The organism is Nonomuraea sp. H19 (assembly GCF_052068215.1).
Lineage (GTDB): Bacteria > Actinomycetota > Actinomycetes > Streptosporangiales > Streptosporangiaceae > Nonomuraea.
This window is the reverse complement of record NZ_JBQHCV010000005.1, coordinates 182792-201366: the sequence shown is the minus strand read 5'-3', so window position 1 is coordinate 201366 and position 18575 is coordinate 182792. Positions and strand designations below refer to the sequence as shown.

Here is an 18575-nt window from a genome sequence, read left to right as displayed (position 1 = left end):
TGACTCTCGCCACTATTACTGCGGAATTGGGTGGTTAGTGTTATGATACTGAGACTTGTCCGGCCGTGGACGTGATCAGGCGCGCCGCGAGCAGATGGACGGAAACCCCTTCTGACCAAGGCGGAAGCTCCCTAACGCATCCCTTAGCTGGGACTTGCCATGATGGGACCGCCGTCAGGCGGCCTGTGCCGAAACTGGGGGATAGCGCAAGGGGGAATGAATGATCACTATGACCGATGAGCAGCGTCAGGACTGGTTCGAGCGCGATGTCGTGCCCGTGACCTCACAGCTGTTCGCTTCCGCCATGCGTTTGACCCGTAACGCCGCAGACGCGGAAGACCTGGTGCAGGAGACGGTCGCCAAGGCGTACACGTCGTACCACCAGTTCCGCGAGGGCACCAACCTCAAGGCTTGGCTGCACCGGATCCTGACCAACAACTTCATCAACGACTACCGGAAGAAGCAGCGCTCGCCCAAGTTGTCCGCCGCCGAGGACATCGAGGACTGGCAGTTGCACGCCGCCGAGTCGCACAGCTCGACCGGCCTGCGGTCGGCCGAGACCGAGGCGCTCGACAGGCTGCCCGACAGCGTCGTGATGAACGCTCTGCGCTCCCTTCCCGAGGACTTCCGCGTCGCGGTCTACCTGGCCGACGTCGAGGGGTTCGCGTACAAGGAGATCGCCGAGCGCATGGGCACGCCCATCGGCACGGTCATGTCCCGGCTGCACCGCGGCCGGCGCCAGCTGCGCGGCATGCTGGAGCAGTACGCCGTCGAGGAGGGCGCGCTCCGGCTCCCCGCCCAGCGCGCCGCCGCCTAGGACCCCATGGAGAGATGAAGGCGGACGCGTAACACGCCGCCTTCCGTGCGCAGCTCCACCAGATCGCAGAGCTGACGACTGATCCAGAGCCCGTATCCCCGAGGGGATTCGGGCTCCGGTGGTATGTAGCCGGGCAAGGGGTCGTCCAGGGCGCCGCCCGGGTCGGTGAGCTCGCAGACGAGCTCCTCGCCGCTCACCCACATCGCGATCGTGCCGTACCCGGCGCCGTGCTCGATGCTGTTCGCGGCGATCTCGGAGACGCTGATGACGAGCGACGTGATCAGATCGCGGTCCATCCCGGCCGCCCTGGCGTAGTCGCCGACGATCCGGCGCAGCCGCTTCAGCTCGTGCCCGGTGAAGTGGATCCTCTCGGCGTCCGGTGCCGGCTCGGGGAGCGGGGCGCGGTCGTCGTTCAGCCTGAACTCGTGGGGCGCGACGAACCGCGTGCTCGCCGCCTCGCCCTGCGCGCCGAGCAGCAGCGGATGGTTCACCGCGTGGAAGTCGAGCACGGCCGGGGGCACGTGGCGCACGTCGTAGAGGCACAACATGATCGACGCCGCCGTGCCGAGCGCGGCGTTCAGCACGGACTCGCAGCGGATGAGCTCCCTGACCTCGCGCTGGCTCCGGCCCTCCCAGAGCGGCTCGCAGATCACGAGGGTACGCCGGCCGCGGGTGTATTCGTGGTAGGCGGCCAGTGTCCGGTACGGGTGGCCGTACCACGCGGCCGAGACCCGGCTGTCGATGTGTCCCGCGTCGCCGCCCAGCGCGTCGGTCAGCAGGGCGAGCTTGGCCGGGCAGGTGATCACCAGCACCCGCCGGCCCTCGTCCAGTGCGGCCCGCACGCGCGGCACGGTCAGCTCCAGAAAGGCGGCATGGGAGTCGTACGGCACCGCAACGTGCCGCAGACCCTCGCCATCGGTACGTGCCCGCTCTGGGTGCACGGGCGAAACGTAGCAAGCGCTTGCGGGGCTATGCAACGGCTATCAGGGCCACCGCGCCCAACGCGCAGGCCACGCCGGCCACCTGGATGCCCTGCAGCCGCTCTCCGAGGACCTGCCTGGCCAGCAGCAGGGTGCTGGCGGGGTAGAGCGAGACCAGCACGGCGACCAGGCTCAGCAGCCCCTGACGCTGCGCAAGCAGGAAGAGGACGTTGGCCGCCATGTCGAGCACGCCCGCCGCCACGATGATGTGCAGGGAGCCCGCGCTCGGGCGCAGCGTACGCCGGGTGACGAGGGCCACCAGAGCCACCGTGGTGACCGAGGACAGTCTCGCCCCGACCAGCGGCCACAGGCCCGCGTCCGACGGCGCCATGGCGAGCAGGATGAAGAACCCGCCGAACCCGGCGCCGGCGGCCAGCGAGGTCAGCAGGGAGCCGGGGGAAGTGCTCCCGCCCGCGGACCGGTCCTGGCTGACCAGCAGCACCGAGCCCAGTGCCAGCACCACGCCCGCCAGCGCCCAGAACGCCGGTCGCTCGCCCGTCGCCAGCCCGAACACCACCGGCAGCGCCGCCGAGGTCACCGCCGTCGTCGGCGCCACCACGGACATGACGCCGGTGGCCAGCGCCCGGTAGAACAGCACCAGCCCGGCGGCGCCGGACAGCCCGGCGGCCAGCCCCCAGAGCAGTGCGCGGTCGCTGAACACGCCCGGCAGCAGCGGGAGTAAAACCAGGATCAGCGCCAGCCCGGCGATCTGCGACAGCACGACGACCGAGAGCACCTGGCTGCGTTTGGCGGCCAGCCCGCCGAAGAAGTCGGCCGTGCCGTACACGACCGCACAGGCGGTCGCCAGGATCACTGCAACCATCGCTCACTCCTTAAGTTCAATGCGTTGCACTCCTAGTACAACACACTGAGTGCAACACAGTGCAAATCAGATTCACTACACTGCACTGTCATGGAGGATCCAGCCCTGATCAATCAGGCCATCGCCAACAACGTCCGCTTCCAGCGCTCGCATCGAGGGCTGACGCTGGACCAGCTCGCCGCCAGGTCAGGCGTGAGCCGCGGGATGCTCGTCCAGGTGGAGCAGGGCCGGACGAACCCCAGCGTCTCCACGCTCACCCGGATCGCCTCCGCCCTGGGCGTCACCGTGGCCAGACTGGTCGAGGTCTCCGACGTCCCCATGGTGCGGGTCGTGGACAAGTCGGACGTGGTCACGTTCCACCAGGGCCAGGTGCAGGCCCGCCTGCTCGTCGGCGCGGACTCGCCGATGATCCTTGAGCTGTGGGACTGGCGGCTGGCGCCGGGGGAGCACCACGACGGCGACGCCCATCCGCCGGGCACCCGCGAGATGCTGACCGTGCTGGACGGGGAGCTGACGCTCACGGTCTATGGCAAGAGCCACGTGATCGGCAAGGACGACGCGGTGCTCTTCACCGCCGATCGGCCCCACCGCTATGCCAACCTGGGCAACGAGGAGCTCAGGCTGGTGATGGTGGTCGCCGAGCCACGCGAGGCGTCGGACCAATAACGGCGAATGCCCGCCGGAGCACGCACCGGAGTCTCATGATTACTCCATGTCTTGGACGGCTGTTGCCCGTTGTTTGGGTACATCCCTGGTGTACGGCGAAACGTCGGCAGGGGGTGGCGTGTGAGTGAGGCCCGGGCGGCGACGGAGAAGCTCCAGGTAGAGCTCCATGGTCTCGGCGTCACCAGCGCGTACGAGGTGGGCGACGACGCGACCATCTCGGTATGGATCAGCCTGGTCGTGCGCTATAGGGATGGTTTTTACCGCTGGCAGGAAGGACCGGTGAAACGTCGGCATCTGGGTACGGATCCGGCTGGATGTGCCATACGCGTGGCGCGCCGCTATCAGGAACTGCAGGCCGATATCCCACTCTGGTGGGACGACCTGGTCAGGGAATTGCGGGGGAAACCGGCCCAGGACTATCCATAGGCCCCCGCATGCGGCGCTCCGGGGGGAAGCATGCGCGTATGGGCCTTGCCGCTGGCCCTGCTCGCCCTGGTGGCCTGCGTCACCTACTCGGTGGCGCACCACCGGCGGGCCGAACCGGTCCTGCCGCTCAGGCCGGTCAGCATCGATCCCGCCACGCTGGCCAAGCGGCTGGCGTCCCTGCAGGCCGGCTGGCCGCGCAGCCGCAAGTTCGACTGCGCGCGGATCAAGTGCGTGGCCCTGACCTTCGACGACGGCCCGGGTGAGCACACCGACCGGCTGCTGGACATGCTGAGCCAGCGTGCGGCCAGGGCCACGTTCTTCGTCATCGGGCAGATGGTCGCCGCCGACGAGGGCGGCCACACCGTCCGCCGGATCGTGGCGGAGGGCCACGAGATCGCCAACCACTCCTGGAGCCACCCGCCGCTGGCCGAGCTGCCGCGCGAGGCGGTCCGGCGTGAGCTCGCCGACACCCAGAAGATCGTCGAGCAGATCACCGGGATACGGATGCGGATGATGCGCCCGCCGTTCGGGTCCACGGACGACGGCGTCGCCGCCGTGACCCGTAGCGAGGGGCTGGCCCAGATCATGTGGAACGTCGACACCTTCGACTGGCGCGACCGGGCGGCCTCCCGCGTGGTCCATCGGGCGAGCGAGGCCAAACCCGGCTCCATCGTCCTGCTGCACGACATCCACCGCAGCACCGTGGACGCCGTGCCCGAGGTGCTCGATCGGCTCAGCAGGAAGGGCTACACGTTCGTCACCGTTTCCGAGTTGTACGGCAAGACGCTCGCGGCGGGCCGGACGTACACGGAGCGATGATCGGTTTCTCGGGCAGTGGGTCCGGCGTGGCACCCTTACGACATGGGTTTCACCGGTTTCCCCGACGAGGCGTTCATCTTCTACGAGGGTCTCGAGGCGGACAACTCGAAGACGTACTTCACCCGGAACAAGCACCTCTACGAGGAGGCCGTGCGGGCGCCCATGCTGGCACTCACCGACGAGCTGGCCGCCGAGTTCGGGTCCGCGCAGCTCTTCCGGCCCTATCGCGACGTGCGCTTCGCCAAGGACAAATCGCCTTACAAGACGCACCAGGGGGCCTTCGTCGACCTGATGCCGGGCATCGGGTTCTACGTCGAGATCAGCGCCTCCGGGCTCTTCATGGCGGGCGGCTTCTACACGCAGGCGTCCGACCAGATCGCCCGCTACCGGGCCGCGGTGGACGGTGACCTCACCGGCAAGCCGCTGTCGGCCATCACCGACGCGCTGGTGGCGGCGGGTTACGACCTGCTGGGGGAGCGGCTGAAGACCAAGCCGCGGGGGTTCAGCGAGGACCATCCGCGCATCGAGCTGCTGCGGCACAAGTCCCTTTACGCGGGTGCGCGGTTCGAGCCGGAGCCCTGGGTGCACACGGCGGAGGTGCGCACGCGCGTGGAGCACGCCTGGCGCGCCTTCGGCCCCCTGGTGGAGTGGCTGTGCACACATGTACGGGGGAGCGAACTGCCCCGCCGCTGACCCCACCGCGGCGTCAGCGGGGGGCGCTGGTCACCTGGTCGCCCTTGAGGATGCGGTCCACGGTCTGTCCCGCCGCCGAGCTCGCCGCCGTCGTCCCCGCCGCCAGCACGAGGGCCAGCGTCGGCGCCGCCAGGCTGCGAACGCTGCGCAGGTTGCGCACCCGCGCCCACGGCTCGTCGGCCAGGTGCATGATCCGCCACTCCCAGAACAGGCCGAGCCCGATGCACACCATCATCACCTGCCCCACCACGATCGCCACCACCTGCGTCTTGTCGAACGCCCCGACATCCGGTTCCACCAGCGTCGAGAGGTAGCCGGACAACTCGGTCAGCAGGGCGGCGGCGGTGAGGTGCAGGGCCTTGGTCATCGGCTGGGTGCCGCGGATGCGCGGGTAGAAGTAGCCGAAGAGGAAGCCGAACGCGGGCAGCGTGATCAGGTAGCGCCCGTCGAAGATGAAGCTGGTCAGGTCCACCCCTTCCGGCAGGCCGTACACGACGGTGAAGGGCAGGCTCAGCAGCAGGCTGACGGTGAAGCCGTGCACGCCGTTGTACCAGGGCGTGCACGCGGCGGCCGTGGCGAACGCGGTCTCCGGATGCCGGCCGTGCTCGCGCAGGGCCGCCTCCAAGGCGTGCCGCTGCTCGTCGAAGTCGGCCATCGACAGGTCCCCGGCGCCGATCCTGCCCCGCCCGATGCGGTAGAGCTCCTGCTCGGCCACGAGCAGCAGCCGCTTGTGGATGGCGGCCCTGATGAGCCGGCGGTGCTCCTCCGGCGTGGCGGGCTCGGCGATCGCCACGTCCGGCCCGGTGAGCAGCCAGCGGGCGGTCGCCCAGGCCACGATCGAGGTGATGGCCAGCAGCGGCAGCGGTACGTCGATGTCGGCCAGCGTCGTGCTGCCGCCCGGCGTGATGTAGAGCACCATCAGCACGGCGATCATCGTGGACTCGGCGACCGGGTTGCCGATCGCGGCCAGTTGCCCACCGAGCCGCCTGAGCCGCAGCACCAGCATCACGAACCCGAGCAGGAGCAGCCCGAGCACCCCGCGCACGATCGGGTCGAGGGGCAGGCTGCCGATCCTCGGCACCGGCTGGGACACGGCCAGGCTCCACGACCCGGCGTCCAGCCATTCGGTCGGCCAGCCCTGCACCAGCAGGCTCACGAACACGGCCACCACGACCGCGGTGCGGCTCCACTGCTTGGTCGCCACGGCCACGGCGCCGATCGGGATCATCGCCCAGCCCAGCCCCAGGACCAGGCGGATGCTGTCGGGCGGGTACACCCCGGCCAGCAGCGCCCGTAACCACAGCGCCAGCGCCAGCAGCCCGATCGCGGCCTCCGCCGACAGCACGGCCAGCCGTACGATCACCGGCCGGACCCCCAGATCGACGCTCAACGCGACCGCCGACCCGGCCGCGGCGAGCGCGGCCACCGCCCCGCCGGCGAGCAGGGCCGGCCCGGACAGCTGCCCGTGCAGCCACGACCAGATCAGCATGCCGAGCCCGACGAGCAGGCCGAGGCCGGTCACGATCAGCAGGTCGCGGGTGGTCCACGGCGGGCTGGTGGGCAGCACCCGCCCGGCGTGCCGCAGCACGAGAGCGGGTACGGCGACGAAGAGGATCACGTACGCGACCGGCGACCACTCCTTGGCGAACAGCGGGATCAGCAACGAGGGCGCCGCCAGCCCGAGCCCGATGGCCAGCTCCCTGTTGGGCAGCCGCTCCCAGAACCCCCGGCCGAGCGAGCGCAGCAGGAAGGCGACCAGCGCGACCGCGGTGAGCACGCCGAGCGCGGTGGCCCACGAGAAGTCCTCCGCGACCACCACGTCGGGGAACCCGTAGGAGTCCGGCGCCAGCGTCATGCTCACCGGGTAGGCCCCGATGGGGAACTCCACCCGCTCCTCCTGCTCCCGCTTCGGTGTGATCCCCTCCTGCCGCAGCACGGTCCACTCGCCGGGCACCACCGCGATCGAGCGCGAGGTGACGATCAAGGGGGAGGCGTTGGGGGCGGAGAAGTCCAGCTTCAGCAGCTCCTCCATCTCGACCTGGCGCAGCAGCTTCACCGTGAAGGCGGCCGTGGTGCCCTGGGGGTCGGAGACGAGGATCGGCGCCAGTCGCGTCGTGGGCGCCAGGCCGGGCCCGTCCACCTTGACGGCGCCGAAAACGGCGTCCGTGGCCTGCTGGAGCGTGTCGGGGAAGCCGCCGCCCTGACGTAACGCCTCGATGAGCGGGTCCTTGCGGGCCAGCTGGAGCCGGTGGACGACGGTCACCTTGACCTGGCGCTGGCGCGGGTCGATCCGGCCTTCTGGGACCGGATCCAGGTCGTTCTCGTCCGCCCTGGTGATGAGGACCTCGGTGGTGGCCTTGCGGGCCCAGCGCACGAGGGGGTCGGCGCGGGTGGCGGCGGCCACCCACGGGTTGGGCGCTGCGGCGCTCTTAGGCGGCGCAGGCCCCGCTACCGGTCTGGCTGCGACGGTGCACCAAACGATCGCCCCCAATGACACCAACGCCAGCCCGAACGCGATCGTCATCCGGAGCTTTCCCACAATGTGGATGATTCTCCGGCATGCCCGAATGTTCTATCTCATGGGGTCACGGTGTGATTACAGCTATTCCCATGACAACTTTTCTTTACAGCCCGACCCGGGAGCCGCCCATGTATCGCACATGGCAGCACGCGGCCGCGGGCCGCCGCTTACTCCCCGCACTTACACGAAGGCCGCGCTTTGCCGGCAAATATGTCGGCAAAGCGCGGCCCGGTGAAACTTCAATCAGGCACGCTTGGCGCGGGCGGCGGCGCGGCCTCGGGTGGCGGCGTCGAGCACGACCTTGCGGATGCGTACGGCCTCGGGCGTGATCTCCACGCACTCGTCCTCGCGGATGAACTCCAGCGCCTGCTCCAGGGAGAGCACCCGCGGCGGGATCACCTTCTCGGTCTCCTCGCTGGTGGAGGAGCGCATGTTGGTGAGCTTCTTCTCCTTGGTGATGTTCACGTCCATGTCGTCGGAGCGGGAGTTCTCGCCGACGATCATGCCTTCGTAGACCTCGGTCGTCGGTGAGACGAACAGCGTGCCGCGCTCCTGCAGGTTGAGCATGGCGAACGCGGTCACGGGACCGGACCGGTCGGCCACCAGGGAGCCGTTGTTGCGGGTGCGCAGCTCGCCGAACCACGGCTCGTAGGAGTCGAACACGTGGTGCACCAGGCCGGTGCCGCGCGTCTCGGTGAGGAATTCGGTACGGAAGCCGATCAGGCCGCGGGCCGGGACCACGAACTCCATCCGGATCCAGCCGGTGCCGTGGTTGGTCATGTGCTCCATGCGGCCCTTGCGCACGGCAAGGAGCTGCGTGACCGCGCCGAGGTATTCCTCGGGGCAGTCGACCGTCAGGCGCTCGACCGGCTCGTGCACCTTGCCGTCGATGACCTTGGTGACCACCTGCGGCTTGCCGACGGTCAGTTCGTAGCCCTCGCGGCGCATCTGCTCGACCAGGATGGCCAGCGCCAGCTCGCCACGGCCCTGCACCTCCCAGGCGTCGGGCCGGTCGGTCGGCAGCACGCGCAGCGACACGTTGCCGACGAGCTCCTTCTCGAGGCGGTCCTTGACCATGCGGGCGGTGACCTTCGAGCCCTTGACCTTGCCGACCAGCGGCGAGGTGTTGGTGCCGATGGTCATCGAGATGGCCGGCTCGTCCACGGTGATCAGCGGCAGCGGGCGCGGGTCCTCGGGGTCGGCCAGCGTCTCGCCGATCATGATCTCGGGGATGCCCGCGATGGCGATGATGTCGCCGGGGCCGGCCTCCTCGGCCGGCTTGCGCTCCAGAGCCTCGGTCATGAGCAGCTCGGTGATCTTGACGCGCTGGATCGTGCCGTCGGTGCGGCACCAGGCCACCTGCTGGCCCTTGCGCAGGACGCCCTGGTGGATCCGGCACAGCGCGATGCGGCCGAGGTAGGAGGAGGCGTCGAGGTTGGTGACGTGGGCCTGCAGCGGCGCGTTGGGGTCGTAGGTCGGGGCCGGGATGGTCGACTTGATGATGTCGAACAGCGGCTCAAGATCCTCGGAGTCGGGCATGCCACCGTCTGCGGGACGGTTCAGCGAGGCCCGGCCCGCCTTCGCGGAGGCGTAGACGATCGGGAAGTCGATCTGCTCCTCGGTGGCGTCGAGGTCCATGAAGAGCTCGTAGACCTCGTCCACGACCTCCTTGATGCGGGCGTCGGGGCGGTCGACCTTGTTGATGCACAGGATGACGGGCATCTTGGCGGCGAAGGCCTTACGCAGCACGAACCGGGTCTGCGGCAGCGGCCCCTCCGAGGCGTCCACCAGCAGCACGACGCCGTCGACCATGGACAGGCCGCGCTCGACCTCGCCGCCGAAGTCGGCGTGGCCGGGGGTGTCGATGATGTTCAGGGTCATGCCGCCGTGCTGGACCGCGGTGTTCTTCGCGAGGATGGTGATCCCCTTCTCGCGCTCCAGGTCGTTGGAGTCCATAACGCGGTCGTCGACGTCCTGGTTGGCGCGGAATGCCCCGGACTGCCAGAGCATGGCGTCGACCAGCGTGGTCTTGCCATGGTCGACGTGCGCGATGATCGCGATGTTCCGCAGGTCGTCGCGGCTGTTCAAAGGCATGATGACGTCTCGCTCTGTGTCGTGGGGGCGGCCGCGCGAAGTCGCGACTACTTAAGTCTAGTTGATCCCCCCTAATGGCAGGAGCGGGACGAAGCGCCGCACGGCGGGTCGCCGCAGGTAGCGGGGGCGCACCTACATAGTCGGTTGCACAATTGTGCGCATGGCAAGCCCGGGCGTGGTCCCTACATTGTCGGCATGACCTGGACAGAGCTGGTTATGGCCGCGGCGCCGACGAAGGGAGACCAGCCGGCGGTGAGCGACGTCAGAACCGGCGAGGTGGTGTCGTACTCGGCTTTCGTGAGACGGGTCACTCGCGCCGCGGCGGGGCTGCGCCGCCAGGGCCTGCGGTTCGGCGAGCGCGTGCTCGTCAACGTACCGCTCGGCGCGTCGCTGCCGGTCGCGGTCCACTCCGTGGCCTGGGCGGGCGGGGTGGCGGTGCTCGGGGCCGCCGGCACGGCCCGAATGATGATCACCCAGCGCGACCACGACCCCGCGGCGGCGAAGGTGGAGCGGGTCTTCTCGTTCCTGCCGGCGCCGGGCGCCACGCCGTTCGGCGATTTGCTGAACAGCGGCGCCCTCGAGTTCGGCCCGCTGGCGGGGCCGGCGATCGCGCCCGACGGCAGGCGGGTGCTCGACCACGACGAGCTGGCCGCCGACCTGCGCAGGGTGGCCGCGCGGCTGGTGATCGGCAAGGACGACGTCGTGATCAACGCGGCCAGCGGCGTTTTCCGCGGCCTGCGGGTGGTCGACCTGGCCATGATGTCCGGCGCCCATGTCGTGATCGCCCACGAGCCGAGCCTGGTCGGCTGCCGGGTGCTGGCCCAGGAGCGCCGCGCCACTCTGGTCGTGGCGCCCTACGACGTGGCCAGAAGGCTGCTCGGCGACCCGGTCCTCCGCGTCATCGACGAAAGGGCAGTGGTGAGTTCGCTCGGCATGTGAGACTGTGAAAAAAGTGTGATCCATCCGCGACGCAGGGTGACCACATGCCACAACCCCCCAGGCACAACCTTCCAGCAGAGCCCAACAGGTTCGTGGGCCGCGAACGCGATCTCGACGACCTGTGCGCGCTCGTCGCCGAGAATCGCGTGGTGACGTTGTGCGGGGTCGGCGGCATCGGCAAGACCCGGCTGGCCCTGAGGGTGGCCGCGGGCTTGGTGCCCGCCTATCCCGACGGCGTCTGGCTGGTGGAGCTGGCCAGGTTCGGCCGCGCCGAGCTGGTCGTGCCGGAGATCGCCCGCGTGCTGGGGATGAGCGAGGAGGCCGGCAGGCCGCTGTTCGACACCGTGACGGCCAGGCTGCGTGGCCTGCGCTGCCTGCTGCTGCTCGACAACTGCGAGCACCTGGTCGACACGTGCGCCGAGGTGACGGCCAGGCTGGTGGCCGACTGCCCGCGGCTGAGCGTCATGACCACCAGCAGGGAGCCGCTGCGCATCGCGAGCGAGCTGATCTGGCGGGTTCCGCCGCTCGAGCTCCCCGACGCGGACAGCGACGACGCCGAGAGCGCCGACGCCGAGTCCGTGCAGCTCTTCATGGATCGGGCGACGGCCGCGGGCACCAGGCTGGGCCCTGGCAGCCTGCCCGACATCGTCCGCCTGTGCCAGGCGCTCGACGGGCTGCCGCTGGCGCTGGAGCTGGCCGCGGCCCGCACGAGCCTGCTCAGCCCCGGCCAGATCGCCGACCGCATCGACGATCGCTTCTCGCTGCTCACCACGGGCGGCCGCACCGCCCCCGCCCGGCAGCGCACGTTACTGGCCGCCGTCGAGTGGAGCTACGACCTGCTCTCGGCCAAGGAGCAGGTGCTGCTGCGCCGGCTGTCGGTGTTCGCCGGCGGTTTCGACCTGGACCTGGCCGAGCAGGTCTGCGTGGAGCGGCCCATCTCGCGGGCGCAGATCGTGGACCTGCTCGGCGGCCTGGTGGACAAGTCGCTGGTGCTGTGCGACGAGAGCCGCACACGCTACTGGCTGCCGGAGACCATCAAGCGCTACGCGCTCGAGCGCCTGGAGCAGGCCGGCGAGCGCGAGGTCCTGCGCGAGCGGCATCTCGACGTGATCTGCCGGCTGCAGGAACGACATTTCGTGACGGAGATGATCGAGTCCGGCGTGCCGTGGCGGGAGCGGCTGCGGGCGCTGACCGCCAGCAAGAGCCTGCTGGACGACCGGCGGGTGGCGCTCGACTGGGCGGCCGAGTCCGGCAACGTACCGCTGGGCCTGCGCCTGTGCACCACGAGCACGGGACTGCTGCCGATCGTCGGCAACCTGACGGGGATCGTCGCCTGGATCGAGCGGCTGCTCTCGCTCGACCTGACGCACGTGCCGGACGAGCAGATCGCGCAGGCCAAGGCGTACCTCTCCTACGGGCTGGAGGCGCGCGACGAGCTGGGCCGCTCGCTGGAGGTGGCCGAGCAGAGCCTGGCGGGACTGTCGCCGGACAACGAGTGGGTGCGCTGCGGCATGCACAGCCTCATGGTCGTGGTGCTGCTGCGCATGGGCCGGGCCGACGAGGCGGTGCGCCACGCGGAGGAGGGCCTGGCCCGCGCCACCCGTTCGGGCGACGCGTGGAACCAGGCAGCGGGCCTGGCCGGGCTGTCGGCGGTGGCGCTGACCCGCGGCCGGCTGCGCGAGGCGCAGCGGCTCGGTGAGGAGGCGCTCGCCCGGGCGCGTCAGCACGGCCACCGCTGGATCATGGCCAGGGCCGCGGCCCAGCTCGGCGCGGTGGCCGAGGCACGCGGCGACCTGGTGACGGCCAAGGCCCAATACGAGATGGCCGTCCCCTGGCTGCGGGAGCTGGACGGCGACGCCGACCTGGCGCGCTGCCTGGCCAGGATCGGCCGGGTGGCGGCGATGCTGCACGAGTTCGGCACCGCCAGGGAACGGCTGGCCGCGAGCCTGGCGCTGAGCAGAGGGGCCGGGCAGCGTCAGAGCGTGGCCCGCTGCCTGGCGGGGCTGTCGGTGCTGGCGGAGCACGAAGGCGACCTGGAGGGCGCGGTGCTGGCCGCCGCGGCGGCGACCACGCTCCGCGAGTCGATCGGGCAGCACTCGGCCACGATCAGGATCGAGGAGCTGCTCGGCCGGGCCCGCGCCAAGCTGGGCGAGGGCCGCACGGCCGCGTTGTGGTCGCGGGGCCGCGTGATGAGCCCCGACGACGCCGCGCGCCACGTGCTGGAGGGCAAGCGGCCGGCGCCGCGGGGGCCCGTGGCCGCCGAGCCCGCCAAACACTCGCTGCTGACCGCCCGCGAGCAGGAGATCGCGAGCCTGCTCACCCGCGGGCTGTCCAACCGCGCCATCGCCGAAGAGCTGGTGATCAGTCCCGCCACGGTTGCCCGGCATATTGCCAACATCATGGAGAAACTTGGCTATACATCGCGGGCGCAGATCGCAGTATGGGCGGCCGAGCGCACCTCGCGCTCTTCTGCATAGGGATCTACATATTTCGCCCCATGTACGCATGGGAAGCCCTCCCTACGGTGGGCCCCATGGATGGGCGCATCGTCATCGTGGACTCGGGCACGGGCCTGAGGCTCACCGAGGAGCAGCTGGACGAGAGGTCCGCCGTCGCGATCGTCCAGCTGCGGCGCAGGGGAGTGCGGCCGGGCGACACCGTGCTCATCTGCCTGCCCGTCGGCCCTGATCTGCTGGTGGCGACCGACGCGGTGATCGCGGCGGGCGGCGTCGCCTGGCCGGTGTCCGCCCATCTCGACACGGACGTGCTCAGGGACCACATCAGGGACAGCGGCGCCCGCGTGCTGATCTCCGACCTGCCGCAGGCGCTCGAGGCGGCGGAGGAGTCCTGCGTACGGATCGTCATGAGCGTCGCGGACCTCAGCGCTCTGCGAAATTAAGCTCATATACATGCCCTTCGCACCACACTTCCCCGTCATGCTCAGGACCGAGGACGGGGTCCGCATCGACGCCGCGCACACGCCCTCCACCCGTACGGACGTGGGGATCGTCATGGCCCACGGCTTCACCGGGTCCTGGCGGGAGCGTGCCGCGCGCCGCATCGCGCACGTGCTCAGCGAGTACGGCGGCGTGCTCGCGTTCGACTTCCGCGGCCACGGCCGCTCCGGCGGCGAGACGACCGTCGGCGACCGGGAGATCCTCGACGTGGCGGCCGCCGTGCGGCACGCCCGCGTGGTCGGCTACTCGAAGATCGCGGTCGTGGGCTTCTCCATGGGCGCGGCGGTGGCCGTACGGCATGCGGGGTTGCGCGGCGGGGTGGACGCGGTGGCGGCGGTGAGCGGCCCGGCCCGCTGGTACTACCGGGGCACCAAGCCGATGCGCCAGGTGCACTGGGCGATCGAGCAGCCGTTCGGGCGGTGGGCGGCCAGGGTGGCCAAGCGCACCAAGATCGCTCGCGGCCGGTGGGACCCGATCCCGATGCCGCCCCACGAGGCCGCCGCGCTCGTCTCGCCGGCCCCGCTGCTGATCGTCCACGGGGACGCCGACATGTTCTTCCCGCTGGATCACGCCCATCAGTTGTACGACGGCGCCCGCGAGCCCAAGGAGCTGTGGATCGAGTCCGGATACGGTCACGCGGAGTCCGCGGCGTCCCCCGAGCTCATCCGCCGAATCGGCAAATGGATCTCTTCGAACTTTTCCTGAGTAATACGCGTCTACCTAGGGCGGATGGAAGAGAACCGCCGGGAGAAAGTCCCTGGGGAAGGAAACCGTCGATGCGGTGGACGTGGGACATACTTCAGTAGTCGGGCGGTAGCCCAGCGTCGCGGGGGCGCTGGGTGCACGTCCTGTGATGACCAGGGCCCCGCGTCAGGCGCGGGGCCCTGGTCGTCGGCCTTGGGAGGCGGCTCAGCCCAGCCGGGCGATCGACTTGTACTCCAGATAGCCCTGCAGGCCCTCGGGGCCCAGCTCGCGGCCGACGCCGCTGGCCTTGTAGCCGCCGAAGGGCGCGTTGGTCTCCAGCATGAAGCAGTTGACGCCGTAGGTGCCGGCGCGAACCTGGCGGGCCACGTCCATGCCGTGCTCGGTGTCGGCCGTCCACACCGTGCCGGCCAGGCCGTAGTCGCTGTCGTTGGCGATGCGGACGGCGTCCGCCTCGTCCTCGTACGGGATCACGACCAGGACCGGCCCGAAGATCTCCTCGCGGGCGACGCGCATGTCGTTGCCGACATTGGCGAAGACGGTGGGGGCGACGTACCAGCCGCGGTCGTGGGGCCGGTCCAGGCCGCCGACGACGACCTTGGCGCCCTCGTCCATGCCGATCTTGATGTAGCCCTCGACCCGGTCCTGCTGCCGCTTGGCCACGAGCGGGCCGATGCCGGTGGCCGGGTCGGCGGGGTCGCCGACGGGCTGCGAGGTGACCATGCCGGCGACGGCCTCGACGACCTCGTCGTAGCGGTTGCGCGAGGCCAGGATGCGCGTCTGCGCCACGCAGGCCTGCCCGTTGTTCATGAGCGAGGCCAGCGACAGGAAACCCATGCTGGCGGCCAGGTCGGCGTCGTCGAGGATGATCGCCGCGGACTTGCCGCCCAGCTCCAGGCTGACCCGCTTGAGCTGCTCGCCGCAGATGGCCCCGATGCGCCGGCCCGCCGCCGTCGAGCCGGTGAAGGCCACCTTGTCCACGCCGGCGTGCGAGACGAGGTGCTCGCCGGCCTCGCGGCCCCCGGGCACGATGTTGAGCACTCCGGCCGGCAGGCCCGCCTCGGCCGCCCATTCGGCCAGCAGGTACGCGTCCAGCGGCGTCTCAGGCGCCGGCTTGAGCACGATCGTGCAGCCGGCCAGCAGCGCGGGCGCCACCTTCGTCATCGTGACGAACTGCGGGACGTTCCACGGCACCACGGCCGCCACCACGCCCACGGGCTCGCGCCGCACCGTGACCGGGCCGAACAGCCCGGGCCGCTGCTCCTCCTGCTTGTACGTTTTGCCGAGCTCGGCGTAGTACTGCAGCATGCCGAGCGGCTGCGGCGCCTGCGCGAGGTTGGAGAACGTGATCGGCGAACCCATCTCCTCCGTGATGAGCGCGGCCATCTCGCCCTGCCGCTCGTTGTAGATCGCGGCCAGCCGGCTGATCACCTCGGCCCGCTCGGCGAACGTCATGCGCGGCCACGGCCCGCGGTCGAACGCCTCGCGGGCGGCCGCGACCGCGCGGTCCATGTCGGCGGCCGTGCCGTCCGGCACCCGGCCGACGACTTCCTCGGTGTGCGGGGAGATGACGTCGATCGTTCCCGTGCCCGCTGGGGCCACCCATTCGCCCCCGATGAACAGCGTGTCGTGCTGGCGCATGTCGTGAGCCTCCTGCCGACCGAATGCTTGCTTGCCTGGCGAACGTCCCAAGGCGACCGAACCATGTTCTGCCCATCCACGCAAGAGCGCCGCGCTCGCGCGCGGGTCATGCCTCCCCAAAAGCGGACAAAATGCAAGAAACTTCATCAAAGGTGCAGCAGTTCTGGCGTTCGGATGACAGAGATCAAGATCATCTTCTATAGTTTCGGTCCGTCTATGAGGGGAGGGGGCGGGTGTGAGAACCGGGCGGTTCGCCGTTCTTGTCGCCGTCCTCGCCGGGCTGCTCGCGATCCCCGCCCCGCAGTCCGCGGCGGCCGCTCCTTCCCCCGCTGAGCTGCGCAAACTCACCAAGCAGGCGGATCAGCTCAACAAGCTCTACCGGGGACAGATCCAGAGCCTGGAGGAGATCAGGGTCCAGGCCAAGAAGGCCACCGACACCTCCAGCGGCCTGGAGGCCAAGCTCAAGGCCGCGCAGAGCGACGTGGCGCGCATCGCGCAGACCGCTTACATGGTGGGCCCGATCGACGGGCTGCGACTCCTCACCACCCAGGTCGAGCCGCACCAGGTGCTGGGGCAGGCCGCCAACATGACCTACATGGCCAACGAGCGGACCGAGCGCGTCAAGAGCATCCAGAAGCTGATCGAGAAGTCCAAAGAGGCCAAGATCGAGGCCAGTGACAAGATCCAGAAGCTGAAGAAGGAAATCAAGGTCATGCAGGGCAAGCGCCGCGAGATCGAGCGCCTGCTCAACAAGTACGGCTTCCAGGAGCCCGGCGGCGCGGACGGGCTGACGCCGCGCATGGTCTCGGTGCGCGCCGAGATCATGCAGAACTTCCCCATGAGGTACGGCGTCGGCTGCCTGCGCCCCGGCGACCCCGGCGAGCACGGCAAGGGCCGGGCCTGCGACTTCATGATGTCCAGAGGCGGCACCATGGCCGCCGGGGCCGACGGGGCCAACGGGGACGCCCTGGCCGACTGGCTCATCAAGAACGGCGCCAGGCTCGGTGTGATGTACATCATCTGGAAGCAGCGCTACTACGACATCCGGTCAGGGGGCGGCTGGGATCCGATGTCGGACCGCGGCGGGGTGACGGCCAACCACTACGACCACGTTCACGTGTCGGTCTTCTGAGCTTCGAGAAACTCCTTCAGCCAGGCGTACGACGCCTTCGGGGTGCGGCGCTGGGTCTCGAAGTCCACGTGGACCAGGCCGAAGCGCTGGTGGTAGCCCTCGGCCCACTCGAAGTTGTCCAGCAGGGACCAGACGAAATAGCCGCGTACGTCCACGCCCTCGGCCATGGCCCGGCGCATCGCCGCGATGTGGCCCTCCAAGTACGCGATGCGGGCCTGGTCCTCGATCCGGCCGTCGGCGGTGACCACGTCGTGTTGCGAGCAGCCGTTCTCGGTGATGTAGATGGGCGGGAGCGCGGTGGCGTACCTGGCCTTGAGGCCGGTCAGGAGCTCGCGCAGGCCGTCGGGGACGACCGGCCAGCCGAAGGCGGTGGTGGGGTGGCCGGTGATGCCGGCGTCCTCGAAGGGGAGTCCCTCGGCTGCCGGGGCCGTGATCCGGGTGGGGTTGTAGTAGTTGATGCCCAGAGCGTCGATCGGTGTGGAGATGATCTGCAGGTCGCCGTCGCGGAGGAAGTCCAGGGCAGGGGTGTACGCCGACAGATCCGGGTATTCGCCGATGAGTACGGGGTCGTTGAACAGGCGGTTGTGCAGGACGTCGTAGGCGTCGGCGGCCTTGAGGTCGGGCTCCTCCTGCGAGGCGGGCCAGACCGGGGTGCAGTTGTTGGTGATCGCCACCTGGCGGGCGCCGGCCGCTCGCAGGGCCTGCGTGGCCAGGCCGTGGGCCAGGAGTTGGTGGTGGGCGGACGGGAGGGCCCCGGTCAGGAGGGCCTGGCCGGGGGCGTGGATGCCCATGGCGTAGCCGAAGGCCATGTGGACGAAGGGCTCGTTCAGGGTGATCCACAGGGGGACGCGGTCGGCCAGGCGGTCCGCGACGATGGCGGCGTACTCGGCGAACATTTCCGATATTTCACGATTCAGCCACCCACCGCGGTCCTCCAGCGGCTGCGGCAGGTCCCAGTGGAACAGCGTCGGCACCGGCTGGATGCCCTGCTCGCACAGGGCGTCCACGAGCCGGTCGTAGAAGTCGAGGCCCTGGGGATTGAGGGCGCCCGTGCCGAGCGGCTGGACGCGCGGCCAGGCGATCGAGAAGCGGTAGGCGTTCACGCCGAGGCCGGACATCAGAGCGACGTCCTCCCGCCAGCGGTGGTAGTGGTCGCACGCCACGTCGCCGGTGTGCCCGTCCCTGGTGCGGCCGGGCTCGTGCGCGAAGGTGTCCCAGATGGACGCGCCCCTGTCGTCCTCCTGGGCCGCGCCCTCGATCTGGTACGCGGCCGTGGCCGTACCCCATAGGAACATCACGGGCTCCCTGCTGTTATGCGAGTTTGGCTCATGTTAACTGGGTCCCGTGTGACTCCCTTTATCCGCC

Annotated in this window: 16 protein-coding genes; 10 read left to right on the top strand and 6 right to left on the bottom strand. The window is 69.9% G+C overall.

The features are described from left to right. The first annotated feature begins 220 nt into the window (after positions 1-220). A complete protein-coding gene (locus tag ACTMTI_RS12690) occupies positions 221-817 on the top strand; it encodes a sigma-70 family RNA polymerase sigma factor (RefSeq protein WP_441120476.1) in 597 nt (198 codons plus the stop codon). Here the strand turns inward: ACTMTI_RS12690 and ACTMTI_RS12685 are convergent. Beyond that, positions 814-1758 carry an anti-sigma factor RsbA family regulatory protein gene (locus ACTMTI_RS12685; protein WP_441120475.1) on the bottom strand — a complete coding sequence of 315 codons (945 nt, stop codon included), beginning with the start codon at positions 1756-1758 and terminating at the stop codon, positions 814-816. The two genes, ACTMTI_RS12690 and ACTMTI_RS12685, sit on opposite strands and share 4 nt — an antisense overlap. 28 nt (positions 1759-1786) lie before the next feature. Beyond that, entirely contained in the window at positions 1787-2620 is an 834-nt protein-coding gene (locus tag ACTMTI_RS12680; protein ID WP_441120474.1) for an EamA family transporter, read from the bottom strand. 90 nt (positions 2621-2710) lie between these two features. Here ACTMTI_RS12680 and ACTMTI_RS12675 point away from each other — a divergent pair, with 90 nt between their 5' ends. The 4 genes from ACTMTI_RS12675 to ACTMTI_RS12660 all read left to right on the top strand — a co-directional run bounded on the left by ACTMTI_RS12675 (position 2711) and on the right by ACTMTI_RS12660 (position 5224). Then, a complete protein-coding gene (locus tag ACTMTI_RS12675) occupies positions 2711-3286 on the top strand; it encodes a helix-turn-helix domain-containing protein (protein ID WP_441120473.1) in 576 nt (191 codons plus the stop codon). A gap of 120 nt (positions 3287-3406) precedes the next feature. Next, positions 3407-3712 (top strand): hypothetical protein, encoded by a 306-nt coding sequence (locus tag ACTMTI_RS12670; RefSeq protein WP_441120472.1) that lies wholly within the window; start codon positions 3407-3409, stop codon positions 3710-3712. A gap of 30 nt (positions 3713-3742) precedes the next feature. Further along, positions 3743-4531: a polysaccharide deacetylase family protein gene (locus ACTMTI_RS12665; RefSeq protein WP_441120471.1), complete on the top strand. Its 789-nt coding sequence runs from the start codon at positions 3743-3745 to the stop codon at positions 4529-4531. 42 nt (positions 4532-4573) lie between these two features. Beyond that, positions 4574-5224 carry a DUF2461 domain-containing protein gene (locus ACTMTI_RS12660; protein WP_441120470.1) on the top strand — a complete coding sequence of 217 codons (651 nt, stop codon included), beginning with the start codon at positions 4574-4576 and terminating at the stop codon, positions 5222-5224. A 13-nt stretch (positions 5225-5237) separates the two neighbouring features. On the opposite strand, the gene ACTMTI_RS12655 is transcribed toward ACTMTI_RS12660, so the two are convergent. Together ACTMTI_RS12655 and typA are read right to left on the bottom strand one after the other, a co-directional pair. Further along, positions 5238-7763: a hypothetical protein gene (locus ACTMTI_RS12655; protein ID WP_441120469.1), complete on the bottom strand. Its 2526-nt coding sequence runs from the start codon at positions 7761-7763 to the stop codon at positions 5238-5240. Positions 7764-7988: 225 nt separating this feature from the next. After that, positions 7989-9839 carry a translational GTPase TypA gene (gene typA, locus ACTMTI_RS12650; protein WP_441120468.1) on the bottom strand — a complete coding sequence of 617 codons (1851 nt, stop codon included), beginning with the start codon at positions 9837-9839 and terminating at the stop codon, positions 7989-7991. Between the two features lie 195 nt (positions 9840-10034). Here typA and ACTMTI_RS12645 point away from each other — a divergent pair, with 195 nt between their 5' ends. The 4 genes from ACTMTI_RS12645 to ACTMTI_RS12630 are packed head-to-tail and all read left to right on the top strand — an operon-like array spanning position 10035 to position 14440. Further along, positions 10035-10778 carry an AMP-binding protein gene (locus ACTMTI_RS12645; RefSeq protein WP_441120467.1) on the top strand — a complete coding sequence of 248 codons (744 nt, stop codon included), beginning with the start codon at positions 10035-10037 and terminating at the stop codon, positions 10776-10778. Positions 10779-10822: 44 nt separating this feature from the next. Next, positions 10823-13255, top strand: coding sequence for a LuxR C-terminal-related transcriptional regulator (locus ACTMTI_RS12640; RefSeq protein ID WP_441120466.1), 2433 nt, complete (start codon positions 10823-10825; stop codon positions 13253-13255). A 56-nt stretch (positions 13256-13311) separates the two neighbouring features. Then, entirely contained in the window at positions 13312-13677 is a 366-nt protein-coding gene (locus ACTMTI_RS12635) for an AMP-binding protein (RefSeq protein ID WP_441120465.1), read from the top strand. A gap of 10 nt (positions 13678-13687) precedes the next feature. Then, positions 13688-14440 (top strand): alpha/beta hydrolase, encoded by a 753-nt coding sequence (locus tag ACTMTI_RS12630; RefSeq protein ID WP_441120464.1) that lies wholly within the window; start codon positions 13688-13690, stop codon positions 14438-14440. Between the two features lie 204 nt (positions 14441-14644). On the opposite strand, the gene ACTMTI_RS12625 is transcribed toward ACTMTI_RS12630, so the two are convergent. After that, complete coding sequence (locus ACTMTI_RS12625) at positions 14645-16078, bottom strand: aldehyde dehydrogenase (protein WP_441120463.1); 1434 nt, start codon at positions 16076-16078, stop codon at positions 14645-14647. 235 nt (positions 16079-16313) lie between these two features. Here ACTMTI_RS12625 and ACTMTI_RS12620 point away from each other — a divergent pair, with 235 nt between their 5' ends. Further along, positions 16314-17210, top strand: coding sequence for a coiled-coil domain-containing protein (locus tag ACTMTI_RS12620; protein ID WP_441120462.1), 897 nt, complete (start codon positions 16314-16316; stop codon positions 17208-17210). Here ACTMTI_RS12620 and ACTMTI_RS12615 read toward each other — a convergent pair. Beyond that, positions 17192-18505 (bottom strand): GH1 family beta-glucosidase, encoded by a 1314-nt coding sequence (locus ACTMTI_RS12615; protein WP_441120461.1) that lies wholly within the window; start codon positions 18503-18505, stop codon positions 17192-17194. The genes ACTMTI_RS12620 and ACTMTI_RS12615 overlap by 19 nt on opposite strands. Positions 18506-18575 lie beyond the last annotated feature (70 nt).

Coding starts and splice junctions, on each gene's coding strand:
- ACTMTI_RS12690 (WP_441120476.1), top strand. CDS start 221: ATGATCACTATGACCGATGAGCAGCGTCAGGACTGGTTCGAGCGCGAT.
- ACTMTI_RS12675 (WP_441120473.1), top strand. CDS start 2,711: ATGGAGGATCCAGCCCTGATCAATCAGGCCATCGCCAACAACGTCCGC.
- ACTMTI_RS12635 (WP_441120465.1), top strand. CDS start 13,312: ATGGATGGGCGCATCGTCATCGTGGACTCGGGCACGGGCCTGAGGCTC.
- ACTMTI_RS12615 (WP_441120461.1), bottom strand. CDS start 18,505: ATGTTCCTATGGGGTACGGCCACGGCCGCGTACCAGATCGAGGGCGCG.
- ACTMTI_RS12645 (WP_441120467.1), top strand. CDS start 10,035: ATGACCTGGACAGAGCTGGTTATGGCCGCGGCGCCGACGAAGGGAGAC.
- typA (WP_441120468.1), bottom strand. CDS start 9,839: ATGCCTTTGAACAGCCGCGACGACCTGCGGAACATCGCGATCATCGCG.
- ACTMTI_RS12680 (WP_441120474.1), bottom strand. CDS start 2,620: ATGGTTGCAGTGATCCTGGCGACCGCCTGTGCGGTCGTGTACGGCACG.
- ACTMTI_RS12625 (WP_441120463.1), bottom strand. CDS start 16,078: ATGCGCCAGCACGACACGCTGTTCATCGGGGGCGAATGGGTGGCCCCA.
- ACTMTI_RS12630 (WP_441120464.1), top strand. CDS start 13,688: ATGCCCTTCGCACCACACTTCCCCGTCATGCTCAGGACCGAGGACGGG.
- ACTMTI_RS12665 (WP_441120471.1), top strand. CDS start 3,743: ATGCGCGTATGGGCCTTGCCGCTGGCCCTGCTCGCCCTGGTGGCCTGC.
- ACTMTI_RS12660 (WP_441120470.1), top strand. CDS start 4,574: ATGGGTTTCACCGGTTTCCCCGACGAGGCGTTCATCTTCTACGAGGGT.
- ACTMTI_RS12640 (WP_441120466.1), top strand. CDS start 10,823: ATGCCACAACCCCCCAGGCACAACCTTCCAGCAGAGCCCAACAGGTTC.